The organism is Paenibacillus rhizoryzae (assembly GCF_059686995.1).
In genome coordinates this window covers 540,892-561,373 of record NZ_JCAALT010000002.1, presented here as the reverse complement: position 1 = coordinate 561,373, position 20,482 = coordinate 540,892, and the positions used below count along the sequence as shown (strand labels likewise).

General features: G+C 48.3%; 14 protein-coding genes. 13 read left to right on the top strand and 1 reads right to left on the bottom strand.

Annotated features, from left to right (window positions below):
• Nucleotides 1-129 precede the first annotated feature (129 nt).
• From AC6ESO_RS07725 to AC6ESO_RS07705, 5 genes are all read left to right on the top strand, one after another.
• Nucleotides 130-1,077, top strand: coding sequence for an ABC transporter permease (locus AC6ESO_RS07725; protein WP_497090868.1), 948 nt, complete (start codon nt 130-132; stop codon nt 1,075-1,077).
• A gap of 18 nt (nt 1,078-1,095) precedes the next feature.
• Complete coding sequence (locus AC6ESO_RS07720; protein ID WP_497090867.1) at nt 1,096-2,061, top strand: carbohydrate ABC transporter permease; 966 nt, start codon at nt 1,096-1,098, stop codon at nt 2,059-2,061.
• A 48-nt stretch (nt 2,062-2,109) separates the two neighbouring features.
• Entirely contained in the window at nt 2,110-3,684 is a 1,575-nt protein-coding gene (locus tag AC6ESO_RS07715; protein ID WP_497090866.1) for an ABC transporter substrate-binding protein, read from the top strand.
• Nucleotides 3,685-3,752: 68 nt separating this feature from the next.
• Nucleotides 3,753-4,676, top strand: a complete 924-nt coding sequence (locus tag AC6ESO_RS07710; protein WP_497090865.1) for a phytanoyl-CoA dioxygenase family protein — start codon at nt 3,753-3,755, stop codon at nt 4,674-4,676.
• The gene (locus tag AC6ESO_RS07705) at nt 4,676-7,699 is read left to right on the top strand and encodes a beta-galactosidase (RefSeq protein ID WP_497090864.1); all 3,024 of its coding nucleotides are present in this window, start codon (nt 4,676-4,678) and stop codon (nt 7,697-7,699) included. Before AC6ESO_RS07710 ends, AC6ESO_RS07705 begins: the two co-directional genes overlap by 1 nt.
• Nucleotides 7,700-7,729: 30 nt before the next feature.
• Here AC6ESO_RS07705 and AC6ESO_RS07700 read toward each other — a convergent pair whose 3' ends face one another.
• Entirely contained in the window at nt 7,730-9,037 is a 1,308-nt protein-coding gene (locus tag AC6ESO_RS07700; protein ID WP_497090863.1) for a CBM96 family carbohydrate-binding protein, read from the bottom strand.
• Between the two features lie 305 nt (nt 9,038-9,342).
• Here AC6ESO_RS07700 and AC6ESO_RS07695 point away from each other — a divergent pair, with 305 nt between their 5' ends.
• The 8 genes from AC6ESO_RS07695 (at nt 9,343) to AC6ESO_RS07660 (ending at nt 20,480) form a co-directional block, all read left to right on the top strand.
• Nucleotides 9,343-10,467, top strand: coding sequence for a hypothetical protein (locus AC6ESO_RS07695; RefSeq protein WP_497090862.1), 1,125 nt, complete (start codon nt 9,343-9,345; stop codon nt 10,465-10,467).
• Nucleotides 10,451-10,630 carry a hypothetical protein gene (locus AC6ESO_RS07690; RefSeq protein ID WP_497090861.1) on the top strand — a complete coding sequence of 60 codons (180 nt, stop codon included), beginning with the start codon at nt 10,451-10,453 and terminating at the stop codon, nt 10,628-10,630. The genes AC6ESO_RS07695 and AC6ESO_RS07690 overlap by 17 nt, the downstream gene beginning before the upstream one ends.
• A gap of 504 nt (nt 10,631-11,134) precedes the next feature.
• Nucleotides 11,135-13,333: a helix-turn-helix domain-containing protein gene (locus tag AC6ESO_RS07685; RefSeq protein WP_497090860.1), complete on the top strand. Its 2,199-nt coding sequence runs from the start codon at nt 11,135-11,137 to the stop codon at nt 13,331-13,333.
• Nucleotides 13,334-13,578: 245 nt separating this feature from the next.
• A complete protein-coding gene (locus AC6ESO_RS07680) occupies nt 13,579-14,553 on the top strand; it encodes an ABC transporter permease (RefSeq protein ID WP_497090859.1) in 975 nt (324 codons plus the stop codon).
• Nucleotides 14,554-14,566: 13 nt separating this feature from the next.
• The gene (locus tag AC6ESO_RS07675; protein ID WP_497090858.1) at nt 14,567-15,466 is read left to right on the top strand and encodes a carbohydrate ABC transporter permease; all 900 of its coding nucleotides are present in this window, start codon (nt 14,567-14,569) and stop codon (nt 15,464-15,466) included.
• Nucleotides 15,467-15,572: 106 nt separating this feature from the next.
• Nucleotides 15,573-17,240: a type 2 periplasmic-binding domain-containing protein gene (locus AC6ESO_RS07670; RefSeq protein ID WP_497090857.1), complete on the top strand. Its 1,668-nt coding sequence runs from the start codon at nt 15,573-15,575 to the stop codon at nt 17,238-17,240.
• 220 nt (nt 17,241-17,460) lie between these two features.
• Entirely contained in the window at nt 17,461-18,042 is a 582-nt protein-coding gene (locus AC6ESO_RS07665) for a TetR/AcrR family transcriptional regulator (RefSeq protein WP_497090856.1), read from the top strand.
• Nucleotides 18,039-20,480: a glycoside hydrolase family 2 protein gene (locus AC6ESO_RS07660; protein WP_497090855.1), complete on the top strand. Its 2,442-nt coding sequence runs from the start codon at nt 18,039-18,041 to the stop codon at nt 20,478-20,480. Before AC6ESO_RS07665 ends, AC6ESO_RS07660 begins: the two co-directional genes overlap by 4 nt.
• Nucleotides 20,481-20,482 lie beyond the last annotated feature (2 nt).

Genomic DNA, 20,482 nt, shown 5'->3' with positions numbered 1-20,482 from the left:
GTTCATCCGAGGGTTTTTTATTGCTGTCATAATAACGGCAATGATGTCATTCCACTTCGTAGATAGCCTATACATGAAACTCTATAATAAAGATAACAGAAGGGGATAACGCGAAAGAAGGTGCTGGATATGGGTAATAAACCCATTAATAATCATTACAAAACATCCTTTATTAAAAAAGTACATCAAAATCGATATTTATTACTCATGTTATTTCCAGGAATACTTTACTTAATCATCAATAATTACATTCCGATGTTTGGATCGGTTGTCGCTTTCAAAAGCATCAATTATGCATTAGGTTACTGGAAAAGCCCTTGGGTCGGATTCGAGAATTTCAAATTTCTGTTTAACTCGAGCGATGCCTGGGTCATTACGCGAAACACGATCTTGTACAATCTTGTGTTTATCGTCCTTACATTGGTCAGCGCCGTTACATTTGCCATTCTGCTGAATGAGCTGCGAAATCGGTTCTTCTCCAATTTGTATCAGAGCATTATGTTCCTCCCTTACTTTCTATCCGCGGTTGTCGTAGGGTATCTTGGCTACTCGATGCTGAGCCAGGAATTTGGTTTCATTAATACGATCATCTTGGCTCCACTCGGTATCGAGCCGATTTCGTGGTATAGCGAGCCGAAGTACTGGCCGTTCATCTTACCGATCGTCTACATCTGGAAGAACGTAGGCTACTCCATCGTGATTTACTTAGCAGCTATTATCAGTATCGACAAAGAGTACTATGAGGCGGCTATAACCGATGGCGCAACCAAGTGGCAGTTGATCAGGAATATTACGCTGCCTTCCATCAAGCCGATGATGATTATTCTAACTTTGCTGGCGGTCGGTCATATTTTAAATGCGGATTTCGGTTTATTCTATCAGCTGCCGCTTGATGCGGGGGCCTTGTACTCCACGACCAATGTCATTGATACGTATGTGTATCGGGCTTTGATCCGTCTGGGGGATACAGGAATGTCGTCGGCAGCGGGGCTGTATCAGTCCGTAGTCGGATTCATCCTAGTCGTCGGCGTGAATTTCCTAGTACGTAAAATAGACAAAGAGAATGCACTCTTTTAGAACAGGAGGAGGAGAAGGTTGGAAACCACAACTTCAGTGAACTATTCTTTGCAAGAGGAGCCATCGGCAATCAAAAGGAACCAGCGAGACATACTGGCTGTCTCACCAAAGTCCAACGTCATTCTGAATGTCATTTTTATTCTGTACGGTTGTCTGTGTCTCCTTCCTATATTGTTAGTCGTAGGCGTTTCCTTCTCGGATGAGAAATCGATTGCGCTCCATGGCTACAAATTAATTCCGGAGAAATTCAGCTTGTCCGCCTACAAGTATTTGTGGTTCGATATTCACAGCATTATAGCGGCTTACGGGATTTCAATCGTTGTTACGGTTGCAGGTACGATTGCCGGCATCATCATGACTGCCTTGTTTGCTTATCCGCTATCGAGGAAAGATTTTCATTTTCGCGGCTTCTTCTCCTTCTTTATCTTCTTCACGATGATATTCAGCGGCGGTCTGGTTCCATGGTACTTGGTATACACGAATGTCCTTCATCTGAAGGATACGATCTTCGCCTTGATCATCCCTGGTCTATTAATGAACGCCTTCTATGTCATTATTATGAGAACGTTCTTTCAGACCACCATACATCCCTCCATTATTGAATCTGCAACGATGGAAGGAGCGGGCGAAGGCAGAATTCTGGTTCAGATTGTCGTCCCGTTATCGCTTCCGGTCTTTGCGACAATAGGATTATTTTACTCGCTGGGCTATTGGAATGGCTGGTATAACAGTCTGATCTTCATCAATAATGACAACATCATCAATCTTCAGTACATGATGTATAAAGTGTTAATGAACCTGCAATTTTTACTGGCAAACGCCCAAGCGGGCTCAGGTCCAAGTTCTACGGAAATTGCTAACTTACCGAGTGAATCTGTTCGTATGGCCATGTGTATTGTCGGCACGGGTCCAATGGTGTTCGCCTACCCCTTCTTCCAAAAGTACTTTGTAAAAGGATTGACCGTAGGAGCTGTCAAAGGCTAAAACTAGCAATGCTAGTTAGCATAGATAAATATACTCAGGAGGGTTTGTATGAAAAAAATGAAAAAAGCAGCTCCGCTCGTTGTAGCCACTATTGTTTCAGCTTCTCTATTGTTGTCAGGCTGCGGAAAAAATAACGAACAGAATGCAAGCAACGAGCAGCCGGCAAACGATACAAAGCAAGAAACGACGACCAATGAAACTTCGACGACCAATGAAACCCCGGCGGCGCCGGAACTGGCGCCATACAAGCTGAAGATGGTTGTGCCAGGCGGAGCGGTGCCGAAAGATTTGGCATTGGTCAATGAGGAAATCAGCAAGTATCTCAAAGATAAAATCAATGCAACGTTTGAGCTGGATGTCATTGACTGGGGCAGCTGGCAGGACAAAGTAAACTTGAAATTCGCCTCAAGCGAGCAGTTTGACTTGCTTCAGACGATGAACTGGGATAACTTCGGCACGAAGATTCAACAAGGCAATATTATCGATTTGACTGATCTTATTGATAAAGATGCCCCCGATCTGAAAACAGTGATCAACCCTGCGCTGCTCGAAGGTTCGAAAGTGAATGGCCGCTCTTATGGGATACCTATCAACAAAGAGCTTGCCAGCCAAGCAGGTGTCATGCTCCGCAAGGATTTGGTAGATAAATATAAAATCGATATTACGCAAATTAAAAAGGTCGAAGACTTGGAACCGATCTATCAAATGATCAAAGAGAAAGAGTCCGGTGTTGTTCCGCTCTATTTGAATAAAGATACAAGCGTGGATTGGATTTACAATCCGATGAATTTCGAAGATTTAGGAGACAGCAGCCCCGGATCGGTAGTACGCGGAGCAAACGATTATAAAGTCGTGTCCAGCATCGAAACGCCTCAAGTGAAAGCAGAATTGGATCTGGCGCGAAAATGGTTTTTGGCCGGCTATGTGAACAAGGATGCGGCAACGGCAGCAGATATCTCGGGAGCGCTCAAAGCGGGTAAAGCCTTCTCCTACGTACAGCAGCTGAAGCCGGGTAAAGATGCGGAAGATAGTTTGGCTAACGGCGTTCAATTTGTGCAGGTGGAGTTAACAAAACCAATTGTTAGAACAGCTGATACAACGGGTTCGATGACATCGATCTCCAGAACCTCGAAAGACCCGGATCGTGCGATGATGTTCCTGAATCTCCTCTATACCGACAAATACTTAGTTAACCTGCTCGCATTCGGTATTGAAGGTAAGCATTTCGTGAAGAAAAGCGATAACGTGATCGACTTCCCGGAAGGCGTAGATGCTGCAACATCAGGTTATGTACTAAATGGAGCTTGGATGTTCGGCAATCAGTTTAACGATTATCTGTGGGCGAATGAGAACCCGAACAAGTGGGACAACTTCTTGAAGTTCAATGAATCTGCGGAGAAATCGAGCGTGCTTGGTTTCGTGTTTAACCCGGAACCGGTGAAGAATGAAATTGCGGCGTTCAACAATGCGAAGAAGGAATTTGAGCCTGCTTTATTTACGGGAACGGTGGATCCTAACGAATTCCTGCCGAAGTACATCAATAAATTGAAATCCATTGGCGTAGATAAAATTATTGCAGAGAAACAGAAGCAACTGGATGAATGGGTAAAAACGGCGAAATAATTCACATACCATCACAAAGGCTGACGCTCTACGGAGCGTTAGCCTTATTTATACCAAGGAGGGATACGATGCATAATCGTGTGCTTAACTTCGAGCAAATCGAGCATTTCAAGGAACGGGGCTGGGTGAAGGTCGAGCAGGCCTTTCCACGGGAAACCGCGCACGCCTGTCAGCAATTTCTATGGGAAAAGCTCCGAGAGAGAGGGATCTTGCAAGAAGATCCATCGTCTTGGACACAACCGATGATATACATTCAGGAAGCCTACCGGAGTCCGGAATTTGATCAATGCAACACGCTGCGGATGGCCAATGCGATTGAAGAGTTGATCGGCGAAGAGAGATGGACGGATAAAGGCGTATACGGAGTCGACGAGATTCATTCCACGTGGGGCTGGTGGCCGGTTAACTTTGCGCTGGGAGCAGAGAAAGAATGGACGGTTCCAACGGAAGGCTGGCATTGGGACGGCATTCATTTCCGTCATTATGTCGATAGTCCGGAGCAGGGACTGCTGTGTCTATGCCTTTTCTCCGACATTGCGCCTCGTGGCGGCGGTACGCTGGTGCTTGAAGGCTCACATAAGCTGGTTGCTCGCTTCTTGGCTCAGCATCCGGAAGGACTTGAATCGCAGGCTGCCATAGATGCGCTAAATCTACAGCATCCCTATTTAGCCCAATTGACCGGAATAACGAGCGGGAAATATGCTTCTACTGCGGAAGCCCGCATTCATGCCTTTATGAACACGCTGCATAGGGATTCAGAGGGCATTCAACTGCGCGTGGTTGAAACGACCGGCTCTCCGGGCGATGTCATCCTCTGTCATCCGTTTCTGTATCATACGGCATCGCCGAACCATAACGGCATCCCACGTTTCATGTGCAACCGCACCACCCCGTTAAAAGAGCGCATGAATTTGAACCGAGAGAATCCTCGGGATTACTCTCCGTTAGAGATGAGCATTCGGCAGGCATTGGGCGATAGGGAGACTACATAGTGACCAATAACCGTAACGATATAATAAGCTGCGATGAATCCTTTATTCGAATTTATGGCAAGAGCAGACTGGTGATCTCCGGGGAATTGTCTTATTTCAAAACGGATCCGATCGAATGGGAGGATCGTATTCGCAAATTAAAGGCCAATCTCTTGAATTGTATAAGCACCTACGTACCTTGGGGGTTGCATGAGAGAGAGAAGGAGCAGTTCGACTTCTCCGGTCGGTGGAATATCGCCGAATTCGTTGCATGCACGCAGCAGAACCAGCTTCTTGGCATCTTAAAGCCAAGCGGATATGTCTGCGACGAAATTTCGGGCGGGGGATTCCCGGGCTGGATTTGGTCGGAAGACGTGAGAACGAGAACCGGCGACCCTGCTTTTCTTCACTATTTGAATCGCTGGCTGGATACGATTACTCCCTTGTTGAAAGGGACTCAAATTACGGAGGGCGGTAATGTAATCCTTTGGCAAGTGGAGAATGAGTTCGGCTACGGGAATAAGCCGTATTTGCTTCAATTGGCCGATAAGGTGCAAGAGCTCGGCATTAAGGTGCCTATCGTGCTGAATAACGGCGATTATTATGCTGAAGAGGGGCTGCTGGGGGCATTTGATTACTATCCTACGCCTGCTCCGGATCAAGTAAGGGAGGTCTCTGCTTACTTTCAGAACTATCGGAAAACCCATCCGAATAAACCGATCTTCAGCCAGGAATTTGAAGCAGGCTGGTTAAACACTGCTCAAAGTTCGGACATCACCACAATGGGACATTTACCGCGCGTATGGCTGGAAAGCTTGACGAAGCTTGCGTTTATTAACGGCTGTGCAGGGTTGAACTACTTTATGTTTGCCGGTGGAACCGATCCGGGGATGCAGCCGGCTAAGTTTTTCCCCAATCGTTATTATAATGAAGCAGCAATCGAAGAGTGGGGCGAGCTCGGAGAATTGTACTATCGCTACAAGACAACGCATGCTCAGCTGCTCTCATTCGAGTCCTTGTTGGTCGAAGAGCCGGAAATCAAGACGGGCACAGAAGCGGGTATAGCAGGCGTTCCATCCGAAGTCCTTGTTATCCTTCGTGGAAACCAGCTGCTTGCATTCAGCAATGCGTCCGATGAAATACAAGCCTTTACCTGGGAATCATCTTTGCTGGACGTATTTCCAACCAGAACCGTGCTGCAGCCGATGGAAACACGGATATATCCCGTGCAATTCGCTTTGCATGATCGCTTGAAATGGATTCATGCTTCTGCTGAATTCCTCTATAGGGATTCGAACGTTTGTATTGTATTTGGCGAGATCGGACAGGGAAATGAATTGAAGCTGATGTGGAACAGCGAACTGCTGCCGCATGTGTCCGATTCCGGAGCGGTGAAGACAGCGTGGCGCGGGCAGGAATTAACAATCACGTTCACACATCAAACGGAGGACCAATGGATAAGCTTGGATGCCTATCGCATTATGGTGATTTCACGGGATCGGGCTATGCATACGTGGTTTGGGCCAGAAGTCGGCGGCAAACGGGACCTGCTGATTTCGGATCTATACTATGCGGAATGGTCAGATTCAACCGATCAAATTCGAGTGGAAGCTGAACCCGGCGCGAGCCATGAATTGACCTTCATTCGCCGGGCAGATGCATCGATGAAGCAAACCACCTATACCGCTCCTTATCATACAGCTCCTAATCTTCAGGGTACGGAAATCATGAAGTGGGAGATTTGCCGAAATTGGGAGAAGCCATTTATCTCCTCGCAGGTTGGAGCAAAGAAAACCAATCTAGGGGTCCCTTTTGAGAAAAATGGACATATCGATTGCGGCTATGCAGTGTACACAAGTGAATGGATCAGCGACGGCGGGGAGCATCAATTGCTGATACCTGAGATTAATGATTACTTTGATCTATTTATCAATGATGAATGGGTAGCTTCGGGACAACGGACCATGAAGCTCCGGTTAAACAATCTATTAACTGGCAATAACAGGCTTACTCTTCGCTGTTACTCTACGGGGCATGACAAAGATATGGCGCTGGATCCGGCTTTAAGCGGCATGATGCTGCCTTTGTATGTGGATGCCCTTCATTCCGAAGAGCTGGTGAGCTGGGAACGGAAGATGTTGTTCACCAAGGAAGAGAAAGACGATTTATTCGAAGAACGGGATCAGCTACTCTCCTTTCACGATGATGGCTACGCGCAAGAAATCGGCATCCAAATCGCAGCTCTTGGTAAGGAGACGGAGAATTGGTCCACTTTCGAATTTGGTTCGGAAGGCAATCTGATCAAAGATGCCAATGTGGATTTTACGGGCTCCGGTGAAATCTTAAACCGAACACAGTTTTATGCGGATGCGAAGTATGCCGAAACGAGGGTTCTGCTTGAAGTTAGGGATGCTGACTTAATTTACGCCCTTTATGTGAATGGCAAGCATCTCGCAGCGATTTGGCAAGGCTGGAGCAACTGGGGATTCGAGAATAGCCCTAAATATTGGGATATTACACCTTGGTTACGATTCGGAGAACAAAACCAAGTGCTGTTGCGCTGTTTGATGGGTCCAAGAGGCGGAGGCGTTCTTCAGCCCGCGAGTATTTCCTTCTACAAAGCCGCTATCGAGGGAGTTGCGAGCTTTACTCCGTTAGCACCAGGGATTCAAGCTGCAATCCATGGAGAGCTGGGTACCTACGAGGAAGTAAGCCTGAATAATTCAGACAAGCAACAGGAAGGATCCTTGAAGATAGCAAGGAGTCAATTTGCCTATATAGAAAATAATGACTTGGTTAGCCCTATGTATGTAGAGTTGAATGGCATGGATGACTTTACTTTGATTTATGTGAATGGCGAGTTAATCGGAAAGTATTACCCCGGCGGCGATCAAAGGCGATTCTATCTCTGGCGCTCGTGGCTTAAGGATGGAATCAACGATCTGGCACTTGTGGGCAAGCTTTCTGTTTCAAAGCAAACAAGCATAAAGATCGGTCGTTATCATGTGAAGGCAAAAGATCGTATTCAAACCTCCATCAGTTAAACTGATGGAGGTTTTTTACGGATGTATGAATTATTTGACGTAAACACGGAAGTAATCTAAGGAGAACACGGCAGGGAATGAGGAGGCTACGGGATTGTTGTTCGTATTTCCACCCATAGCAAGGTCGATGAGAACCTGCGGAGCCGGTCCGTCCCATCTAAAGAGAGTTCCTTTTACCAGCGTGCCATCCACCCATTTCTGGAGGTTGCCTTCCTTCCAAATCAAGGTGTACAGATGATAGTCATTTGAAAAATCCGTTCCGGGATGCCATACCCATTGATTGGTCATGATGCTGTAATAGTCCGAGAATACACCGTCTCCATGATCGAATCCCGTCCAGTCATACGTATTCTGAGTAGGTGTATCAAAGAATTCGAAGATATCAATCTCCGAAGCGGTTGATCCGGCGCCGCCTGGGGAATACAGCCAGAATGCCGGCCAAGCTCCGACCTTTTTCGGTATTTTCGCCCTTAGCTGAAAGATATACGTTTTCCCATCGTAGGGATAAAAGGTTTCTTTCGTCGTGATTTGACCGCTGCTTATGCCTCCGTCATACACGCCGCCTAAGTTTGGTGTAGCGGTTAATTCCAGCGTTGTAGCCGTTAAATGGTGATTGGTGGCATTAATAGGTTGATATCGCTGCCATTCATTGTTAATGACCGTTGTCCCTGCAACGCCATATGCATTAAATGAAGAGGAAAGAGATGTAAGACTGTTCACGTTTCGCGAAGTACCAAACGAATAGTCTCTCAATAAGGTGTAACCGGTAAGATCCGGTCCGGTCGGAGGCGGAGTCGCAGTGGTTGTTGTAACCACGTTCGGCACGCTTGTTCCTTCTTTGGTGGAGAAAATAACCTCGTTTCCGGAGATACCTTTTAAGATGATCGAATACGTTCCATTGCCGTTAATAAGCGGCGCAACATTGAACGAATAGACGGTTCCCGCCACAAAGGTCATATTCTTGGAATCTAGCAAGGAACCAAGAGCAGGTTGGTTATTCCAGGCCAGGGTTGACTGGTCCCAAGTGTTATTGCCTGTCCCCGCATATGCGCCAATGTTCGCAACTCCGCCTGTAATGCACTTCACATTGAGAACGGCAGTCGTTATCGTACCTGAATTAGTGACATTGAATTTCAAGTACGATCTTTTGTCTTGACCGAAATTAACAGCCATCGTGTTTGCCGTAGGACCGATTAAACTGGTTCCCCACATGGTCGCATCATCAGATGCATTACTGGTTACAGTTGCCGCATGAGCTGCTTTGTTGTCAAACATCAAGAATGTAGAGAGTATCATAAACAGGGTCAATATCGATAGTAATGATTTCTTTTTCTTCATAATTGGCACCTCCATTTATTTTGTTTCATTAATGACAACGCTTACAATAGTGCGAGCGTTTTCCCTTCTGTGAGATCATTTCCTCCTTCCCCAGGCGGTGTAAATCTCCAGACTGTACGTGTTGGAAAAGAAAGCCTGCTAATTTGTAATTAGCAACCATACTATATTATATACCAGTGCTCTGGGCCTCAACTACGAACTGGCGTTACCTGAATGACGTAATTATGACGATCTATCTAGTTGGACGAACATCTATGATTACGCCGAAGGATTGTAGTATCATAAATTGAGGTGATCAATCAGGAATGGTAATCAAATCGATTCAGACCAATTATCATAGCTACCTGAGCGAGATAAAGGGCGGTATTGATCCGATCATTAGAACAATGCGGAATCAGAATGGGGAGAGCTGGCGCGGCAAAGCTTGGAAGGGGCCGGTCAAAACAGTTAGCGGCTATTTCAAGCAGGCTAAGCTGGTTAAAGGGATCTCCTGGACCACGCTGCCCATAATCGGACCTATCGCAGCCGGCGTTGCAGCTGGGAACTACGCGCAGTGGCCGCTCTGGATTGGCATAATGGCAGCCATAGCGCTAATTTGCGTCATCTACTATTTGCTCGTACAAGCCTATATCCATAAGATGGCCACGATCGGGCAGCCTGAGTTTCATGTGGAAGCCTTCAAGTCCAAACGTCCTCGTGAGTACGAACAGGTTTGGGCTCCTTTTGTGAAGAAGGATGACTTTACCTTTGATGGATTGTATACGCTCGTTAACGCCGTATTCAGCCAGAATGATCAAGACCCCTCCAGCGTCGCTTATGTCGTAGCCTACTCGCAAAGTCAGCATGATTTCATGCAAAACAGCATTGCTGAGCTGAAGTCCACGATCACCGAACAGGAAGCGGCGATCGCTACACTGAAGGATGAATTGATCGCGTCGGATAGTGCGGTTTACACGTTAACGAAGGTTCTTAAGGCAATAACGGAGAATCAATATCGCTACGTCAATGACGCGCTGGCATTTACCGATTTGGATTTCGTATCCGGCTTTTCGTTGTACCGGCAGGAAGGAAATACCCTCAAGCTCATCATGGACAAAGGGACTACGGGGAAGAAAAGAGACCTTGATCTGGATAGCGACGATGACTTTGCAGCTGTAGCCGCGGCTAAAGATCAGATGGGACAAGCCTACTCCAACAATCCGTATCCGGGAAGGCATGTCGTCTCGTTTCGCATGGACATGCTGGAAGGGGAAAGGTGGGTGTGGTGTTTTCACTTTGATGATGACGATGAGCGTGCCTTGTCTCTGATTTTAGATAATGATATCATAGAGTCAAGACAGATTCGTAGAGTGATCCACGCGTTTTGTCTCACGATTCAGAAGCGAATGATCGCTCAGAAGGAGGCTGACCTGGATGCCGGAGCAAACTAATGTTACTGAGCTTGCGGGAACGATTCGAGTGGTAAAGGATGTCTCTCAGCAAACGATTATCCAGAAGCGCCGGGAACAGCGTGAGCAGCTGCTGAAGCGGATCGGTCAGCTGACTTCCACGACAGAGCAAACCATTGAACGTTTATATCAATTAACGCGATAATATGAAGGCCGCTTGGTAGATACCAAGCGGCCTTTTCTGTTTAATAGATGGCTTCCAAGGCAATACTGACTACTATTCTCTCAAGAAGGGTGAATAGTAATGAGTAGAAAGAAGATTGTTCCGTTTTGTCCGAAGCCCGTTCCTGTCAAAGACCGAACCCAAGAAGAGATATTAGCCGATCGCCGAGCTAAGAGAGAAGCCATACTGGAGAAAGTAAAACGAAAAATGAAGTAAGACGGCTCTCATCTAATCGCCATTCCGGTGATCATAGGAAGTCCCGGTGATCCAGCAATGGGTCATCGGGACTTTGTTATTTCATTTCGATTTTCTGGATCCGTAAAGAAGCGCTATCAATAATCTGGAAATTAAGTTGGTTCCCTTCCATACACAACATAGACGATGCATACACCTATCGGTATAATGAGAAGTAATGTATGAATGCGGTTACATTGGGTGATTCCCTATGAACGCGAGCAAACTTCCTTATAAAGGAATGATGGTACTTTGACCCGTACATGGCTGCGAAAGATGATATGGTCTTACCTCCCGATATTCTTCATCATGTTCTCCTTTCTCTTCTTCGTATTCTTCCAGACGCTCGTCGAGCAAAGCAACCGTAATACCAAAGAGTCCAGCAAGGTGTTCGCAGGGCAGCTGCTCCAAACCGTCGATGTCAGTTTGAAAACGCTTGACACGATGATGATCCGCGAGCTGGTATCCAGCAAGCTGCTGAACGATTTCTTCCTGGAAAGCGGCAGCGAAAACGTATTCCTGAACTATCAGGTTGTTAATCGGATGCTGCAATTACAGCATGAAATGTCGATTATCGACTCCTATTATTTGGTCCGTTATAAGGACGGTATAGTCTTCAGCGGGATGACAACCAAGCTGAACGATTTCGAAGACGTCGCTTTTATTCGCAGTCAGCGGTATAGCAAGGAGAGTAATTCCTCCTCGTGGAGCTCGATCCGGCCCTACCGTGAGCTGGTCGCGCAGAAGCCCAAAAATGTCATCAGTCTCGTGCACAAGGTGTCCGTCGGACCCGGCGCCGACGGGCTCGTTGTTGTGAATGTCAGCGCGGCATCCCTTCGGAACATCATTAAGGAGATGTACGATCCGCAGCAAGCGTTCGTCCAATTGTACGATCGCGAGGGCGAGCCGTTGTTCAAGCAGGAGGAGTCGCTCGAAACCGGGAAGGTACTGGCGAGCCTGACATCCCCGTATTCCGGTTGGACGGTAGATAGCGGCATCGTGAATGGGAAAATCGTGTCCGTGATGTCGAGCCTCTCAAGCATTTGGCTCGTGCTGGGATTGATTATTTTCCTAGCCGGCGGCGTATCGATCGTGTACATCACACGCAAAAATTATAAGCCGATCGAAGAGCTCGTTTTCCGTATCCAAGATCAATTCGGATCAGGAAAGCCAACGCTGGGAAGGCTCGCGGTGGATGAGTTTACGTTCATCGAGACGGCGATCAACAACTTTGCCGAGCAGACCAAGCTGTTTCGCAAAGAAGCCGAAGCATCGGCCGCCCGGAAGCAGAAAGCGACCTTCAGGGAGCTGCTGCAGTTTGAGCAGGGCGCACAGGCGGAAGCCGGCGACCTGTCGGCGCTGCCGCAGCATGATAAACAGCGGGTATTCGTCATTGAAATTGATCATCCGGAGCAAGTGTTCCATCAGTATAAAAGCCGCGACCAATCCCTGTTCAAATTCGTCATCAGCAGTGCGGCCCATGAACTGTACACCCAGCACAATATCCCGATCTGGCTGGAGTGGACAACCCCGCTGCAACTGACAGGCATGCTGTTCATACCGGACACCTCTAATGAAAAGGCAGAATCGATCTGCGAGCACATAACCGCATGGATCCATGAGCATCTGTCCTTCTCGGTAACCATCGGGCTTGGAGAGGAGGCAGTCGATGGGGCGGGAGCTTCCAATAAACAAGCACTCGAGGCACTGACGTTTAAGGCTGCCCTTGGTCACAACCGGGTCATCTATTACAGCGAAACGCAGCAAGGTGCAACCGTGAAAGAGACTAACAAGCACCTGCAGGCGATTCACCGGTTAATCCAGCAATTTCGCCTTCATGAAGAGAACTGGAGGGAGAGTTTCGACGCCATGTTCAGCGGCATGCGAAACTGCTGTCTGCCCAAGAGCGAGATCGACGAACTATGCCGCTATTTTGTCGCACATATGGATCTGCAGCTCTCTCAGGCTTCGAAGGATTATTATGAGGTTTGGATGTCCGAGGCTGCGGTATCCTTACGGCAAATCATAGACGAGTTTGACACGCTTGACGAGCTGCAAAACCTGTTCTGCGCGACGCTGCAGTCCTTCGCCGACAAGATGGGGCGAATGTACAGCGGTCGTCTGCATCACCAGCTTCTGCAGAACATTCGAGGTTACATCGGACAACACTACGCCAATCCGGATTTATCGCTGGAGTATCTCGGAGATAAATTCGGCATCAGTGCCAAATATATCAGCCAGCTCTTTAAAGAAGAGTTCGGCGAGAACTTCCTCGATTACTTATCCCAGCTGCGAATTGCCGAAGCGAAGAAGCGGCTGCTCGAGGATCGGGATTCCATCCAAGAAGTCGGGGAGCATGTCGGTTACTTGAATGCAGCAACGTTCAGGCGAGTTTTCCGTAAAGTGGAAGGGATATCTCCGGTCGATTTTCGTAAGCGCCACGCGATGTAAATCATAGAGGCTGTCCTGAGCAGAAGCATTGCTCGTGGGCGGCCTCTAATTTTGTTCATATGCGGAAATCGGAAAGTTGAGCGCTCGCGGAAAGTTAAGCGATAGAGGACGAAAAGCCAGCAATAGCGCGGCTTTGGAAAAATGAACATCAGGTGGATTAGTGGTTGTTGCGGGCTGTGCCTTGCCTCCTATATCGTAAAAAGCAATCAAGGCCAACACTTCAATAGGGGATGTGATGGGACAACATGCCTTCATCGACAGGGGTCATCGAAAGGAAGAAATCGGAAGTTCGTGTCAGCGGCACCTCGCTCCTGCTGAGGGATCGGGGCAAACGCGTGAAGCGGCATTGGCAGCTCTATCTGCTTGTTCTGCTCCCGCTTGCCTATTTGTTTATTTTCAAATATATCCCCATGTACGGCGCTCAAATCGCCTTTCGGGATTTCAGCCCGGTACGAGGCTTTCTCGGAAGCGAATGGGTCGGCTTAACGAATTTCAACACCTTCTTCAAATCGCCGAATTTCTGGCTGCTGATCAAGAACACGCTAGTGATCAGTCTTTACTCGCTGCTCGTCGGGTTTCCCGCACCGATTATTCTGGCCCTTGCGCTGAATGAGGTGCGAAGCATGCGGTTCAAACGAATCGTGCAAATGGTGACGTTCGCGCCTTATTTCATCTCGACGATCGTCATGGTTTCCATGATCATTCTGTTTCTGTCGCCCAGACTCGGTTTTATCGATCATTTTCTAAGCGTTTTTGGCATGGAAGCCAGGAATTTCATGGGTATCCCAAGCTACTTCAGCAGCATCTTCGTTTGGTCGAATGTGTGGCAGGGCATCGGATACGGCGCGGTAATTTATCTGGCGGCTTTAGCCGGCATTAACACCGATTTGTATGAAGCGGCCCGAGTGGACGGCGCGTCGCGTATCCAGAAAGTATGGCATATCGATATCCCCGGCATCATGCCTGCGGCGATCATTTTGCTCATTTTGAATGTCGGGCAGATCATGAACGTGGGCTTTGAAAAAATCTATCTCATGCAAAACCCGCTCAATACGAGCACCTCGGAGGTTATCTCGACTTACGTGTATAAAATCGGTTTGCTTGGCGCGAATTTCAGTTTCTCCGCCGCCGTCGATTTATTCAATTCGGTCATCAATCTCATTCTGCTGCTAAGCGTCAACTATTTCGCCAGACGCGTATCAGACAGCAGCTTATGGTAGGAGGCGTTCACCGGTGGCGCGTACAAACGCAATTCGAGAATCGTTCGGAGACAAGGTGTTTCTGACGCTGGTTTACGCCTTCTTGGCGATCATCCTGTTGGCCGTGCTATATCCGCTCTTGTATATCGTAAGCTCGTCCTTCAGCTCGCCACAGGCCGTTATCAGCGGGAGAGTATGGTTGTTTCCGGTAGACTTCAGCTTAGCCGGATACAAGGCGATCTTCTCCAACCCGATGATTATGACGGGGTACGGCAACTCGCTTTTCTACACGGCATTCGGGGTTTTAATCAATGTAACCTTAACCGTCATGCTGGCGTATCCGCTCTCCAAATCGACGTTCTACGGCAGGCAGGCCATCATGGTTATCTTAGTCATTACGATGATGTTCAGCGGCGGTCTGATTCCGTATTACTTGACGGTGAAGAACGTCGGTATTCTGGATACAAGATGGGCCATGCTCCTTCCCGGCGCAATGGCGGTCTGGCAGGTCATCATTGCCCGAACCTTCTTCCAGTCCAGCATTCCCAAGGAGCTTGGCGAAGCCGCAGAGCTCGACGGGTGTACGGACTTAGGTTTCTTATTGCGGGTCGTCCTGCCGCTCTCGAAGCCGATCTTGGCCGTGCTTGTGCTCATGTATGCGGTCGGTCATTGGAATGCCTACTTCGAGGCCCTTATTTTCCTGAAGTCGCAGGAGCTGTTTCCGCTTCAAATCGTGCTGCGCAATATTCTAATCCTCAATTCCATCGACTCCAGTATGATGGTGGACGCCAACAAAATGTCCGCGATGCAGGGGCTGCGGGATTTGTTGAAATTCTCGCTTATCGTCGTCGCTACGGTACCGGTGCTCGCGATTTATCCGTTTGTACAGAAGTATTTTGTACAAGGCATTCTGATCGGCTCCCTGAAAGGATAGCAGGGCTTATTCCATCCCGGAGGTGATGCCGGCAGTTAGCTGTAAGGATGCATGTGCGGGAAGAGAGAAGCATGATAAGATTGAAATAATCGAGGAGGCGTCTGTCTTGAAGATGAAGAGAAGCTCGAAAATGCTAGCTTTACTAGTCATGATCGCGTCAATCATCACGGCATGCAGCAGCAACGGCAGCAACGGCAATAACGGCAACGGCAGCGAGGGAGCGGATAACGGATCGGGCAACAAGGTGGATACCGGAAAAACGGTTACGCTGAATACGTTCATCAGCGTTTCGCCTAAGATCGAGGATATCAATACGAATGCGGTAACGAAGTATATCGAGCAGAAGCTCAATATCAAGTTCAAGTTCGATGCAACGCCAAGCGCAAACGCGAAGGACAAGAAGAAGCTGATTCTGGCGAGCGGCGATTATCCGGCCGTGTTCCTCTCCGGCGACTTCACGCAAGCGGAGCAGATCGATTACGGAAAGCAGGGGATCCTTAGACCGCTTAATGACCTGATCGACAAATACGGCGATGAAATCAAACGTGCGTTTACGGAGGATAAGGATCTGAAGGACGCGATTACTGCTCCGGACGGCAATATCTATTCGCTGCCGCACATTAACGACTGCTTCCACTGCTGGTATTCGCAGAAGCTGTGGATTAACAAGACGTGGCTGGATAAGCTGGGATTGAAAATGCCGACGACGACGGATGAATATTTCGAGGTGCTGAAAGCATTCAAAACCAAAGATCCAAACGGCAATGGCAAAGCGGACGAAGTCCCGCTGTCCGGCGCATTCAACACCTGGCATGCCATTCCGTCCAATTTCTTAATGAATGCTTTTATTTACGATAATGATGAAGATTTCTTCTACTTGAAGGATGGTAAAGTGCAGCTGGCGGCCAATCAGCCGGAGTGGCGCGATGGCTTGACTTACATCAACAAGCTCTTCAGCGAAGGTTTGATCGACAAAGAAGCATTCACGCAGAATATCGACCAAATGGCGCAAGTAGGCAACAAGGAAGGCGACAATGTCATCGGCAGCGTAACGGCCGGTCACATCGGCATGGCCTTCAGTTTGGCAGAAGGACAGAACCGCCATAAGGAATATGTAACGGTACCGCCGCTTACGGGTCCTGGCGGAGTCGCTTTCGCCGGCTATTATAAGGCATACGGCAATGGGCAGTTTGCAATCACGAATAAGGCTTCGGAGGAAGAGGCAATCGCGGCAATCAAAATGGCGGATTACATGTATTCCGAAGAACATGCCATTATGAACGAGTACGGCCTTGAAGGGAACTTCTGGGAGAAAGCGCCGGATGGCGAGAAGGATGTGCACGGAAATCCGGCCAAGTACAGCTTGAAGCCGAAATATTGGGATATTACGACGACGTCCAACGATACATGGGATCAGATGGGCATCACGAGACGGACACGTGAAATCCGCGAATCTTGGACGGCGCCGGCTGATATGTTCTCCCAACAGGGCTATGAGTTCCGTCTCTTTACCGAAACGGCGAATAATTACGAGAACAAACAGCCGGAAGAGACATTCCCGCTCACTATCTTCATGGATGAGAACGATGCGAAGGAAACGATTATGCTGCGCACCCAAATAAACGAGTACATCCGCTCCAATATGGCGCAGTTTGTGACGGGCTCGAAGCCGCTGACTGATTCCGAATGGGACAGCTACATAAAGGGCTTCGAGGGGTTGAATCTGGCTCACTATCTAGATATCTATCAAAAGGCCTATGATAGCAAGAAGTGATAAGCGGTAGTATAAAGGCCATCCAGCTGGGGGGAGTAAGGCATCTCCCGGCTGGATGGTTTCTTTCTGTCTGTTTCCTGTAAAGCGCTTTGCGTTGTACATCTTGTACAGATCGCAGCGGTATGTTATTTTTATATAAAACTAAGAAAACCGTTTAAGTTTTCTCAGTTTTACAAACGCTTTCATTATCAAGTCCGGAGAAGTAAAGGAAGTGTACGCTATGGAATTAAAGTCGCGGGTCATGAAAGCGGCGATCGAGGCATTCGACGAGAAGGGGATTCGTTTTACAATGGACGACCTTTCTGCCAAGCTGGGCATCTCCAAAAGGACGCTGTATGAGCAAATTGGCAATAAAGAAGATGTGATTCGTCTGTTTATCCAAGAAGCTTTTGCAAGTATCAAGGAACAGGAGCAGCGCATTTTATCGGATACCTCGCTGGATGTGATCGAGAAGCTGAAGCGTGTTATTCCAATCATGCCTGCATTCTCAGATGTGCTCGATTACCGGCGTGCCTACGAAATCGAAAAGACGTATCCGGAGCTGTTCGCGGAGATCGAAGGCCATTTGCAGGCGGACTGGGAGCAAACGATGGCATTAATCGACGAAGGGATTAAGCTGAAGCGGATTAAGCCGATTCATCCCATGATATTGAAGGAAATGATCGTAGGGACTATGGATCGCATGCTGAAGGATCGGTTCTTGCTGGATATGAATCTGACTTACGACGAAGCGTTGAAAGAGATGATCGAAATTCTGTTTAACGGAATTTTGATTGCGGAGCAAGGGGACGCTCGCGGATGAGAACGCACATCCACCTGAACTTTGACTGGAAATTTGCGCAGGATTTTCAAGAAGCCTATATCGATCCGTCATTTGATGACCATTCGTTCGAAACTGTGATGCTTCCCCATACGAATAGGCTGCTTCCCTATAATAATTTTGATGAGGAATTGTCCCAATTCGTTAGCTGCTACCGCAAGCGGATATGGGCCGATGAGACGCAGAAAGGGAAGCTTGCGCGATTAAAGTTCGAAGGTGTTATGTGTTACGCCAAGGTGTATTTGAACGGTCACTATGTGTGTGAGCATAAAGGCGGCTACACGCCGTTTCAATGTGATCTCACCCCTTATTTACTTTACAATGCGGACAACGTGCTGGTTGTCATGGTGGATTCGACGGAACGCGAGGATATCCCGCCATTCGGGTATGTGATCGACTATTTGACCTATGGGGGCATCTACCGCGAGGTTCAACTGGAGTGGGTGCAGCGCCTATATGTAGACAATGTGTTCGTGCGGACGCGCAATGTGCTCACCGATAAGAAATGGCTGGATATTGACGTTTATTTGGCCAATAGGTCTTGCGCAGAGGATGTCATCCAGCTCGAATTTCAATTGATGAAGGACGAACGGACGGAACATGCTTGGAGCCGATCAATCATGCTCTCCTCGGAGCCGCAGCAGAAGTTCAACATTAGGAAGCAATTAGACGATGTTCGCGTTCAGCTATGGGATTGCCATGAACCTCACCTTTACGAACTGCTTATTCATGTAAGGCAGAATGAGATCGTCGTGGATCACTATAACGTTCGTTTCGGGTTTCGCGAAGCGGAGTTTCGGAAGGATGGCTTCAGGCTAAACGGTCACCGTATGAAGCTGTACGGGCTCAACCGCCATCAATCGTTTCCGTATGTCGGTTATGCGATGCCCAGAAGCGCGCAGGCTGCGGATGCAGATATGCTGAAAAACGAATTAGGCGTTAACATTGTCCGCTTGTCCCACTATCCGCAATCCAGGCACTTTCTTGATCGGTGCGATGAAATTGGTCTGCTCGTCTTCGATGAGCTTCCGGGCTGGCAGCATATCGGGAACGAAGAATGGCAGCGATCCGCAATAAGTCAAATCGAAGAAATGATTAAGACGGACCGCAACCGGCCAAGCATTATCATCTGGGGCGTAAGAATTAATGAATCTTCGGATCATCATACTTTCTATATGGAAACGAACCGGGTTGCGCGAGCGCTCGACGATACCCGGCAAACGGGAGGCGTGAGGAACTTCGAGGGAAGCGAGCTGCTGGAGGATGTGTACACGTATAACGATTTCATTCATCGCGGTACGAATGCTGCACTGAACAAGCCCCGAAAGGTAGTTAAGAAGGATGTGCCTTACTTGGTTACGGAGCATAACGGGCACATGTTTCCGACGAAGAAATTCGATCACGAGTCGAAAAGGGTGGAGCACGCGCTTCGACATCTCCGCGTACTCGACGCTATGTACGGCGATCCGGGTATTGCCGGCGCAATCGGCTGGTGCATGTCCGATTATAATACGCACAAGGATTTCGGCAGCGGGGATAAGATTTGCTATCACGGCGTGCTGGATATGTTCAGGATTCCGAAGGCGGCGGCCTACGTCTACAGCTCGCAGCAGGATGACAAGCCGATACTCTCAGTCACCGCTTCGATGAATATAGGCGAGCGGGAAGCAGCAGAGCTCGATGCCGTATATGTATTCACGAACTGCGATTATATCAAGCTGTATAAGAACGGAGAATTTATCGGCACCTATTATCCTAGCAAGGACGCTTATCCGAATGTGCCGCATCCACCGATCGTCATTACGGATTTCATCGGTCACCTCATCGAGAGGAACGAGCCGTTCTCAACGCGAGATGCCAGGGTCATCAAAGAGGTTCTTCTTGCAATCGTAAAATACGGCAATAAATCGCTGCCATGGAAATATAAACTCCAAATGGGCAGGCTCATGTTCAAGTATAAAATGTCGTACGACAAAGCGGTCAGCCTCTATACGACTTATATCGCCAACTGGGGGATGAAGTCCCTGACATTCTCGTTTGAAGGCTATCGAAATAACGAGCTTGTCATGAAGGTGCAAAAGGGACCGGTAAGCTCGAAAGACATTACGATGACAGCGGACAAGTGGATGCTGACAGAAGCGGAAACCTACGATGTCTGTCGCGTCACCGTGAAGCATGTGGACGAGTTCGGCCATGATCTTCCTTTCTCCAATGAGGTTGTCTCGATCGAAATGGATGGCCCGGGAGCGATCATCGGACCCCGGCAGCTGGCTTTAACGGGCGGATCTACGGCATTCTGGGTCAAATCCATCGGAGAAACCGGAGTCGTCAACCTAACCTTGCATTCGAATCGCCATAAACCAAAACGACTGGCGCTGCAAGTGGTGAAGATGAACGTTGTAACCGGGGGGAGGAGGTAGCG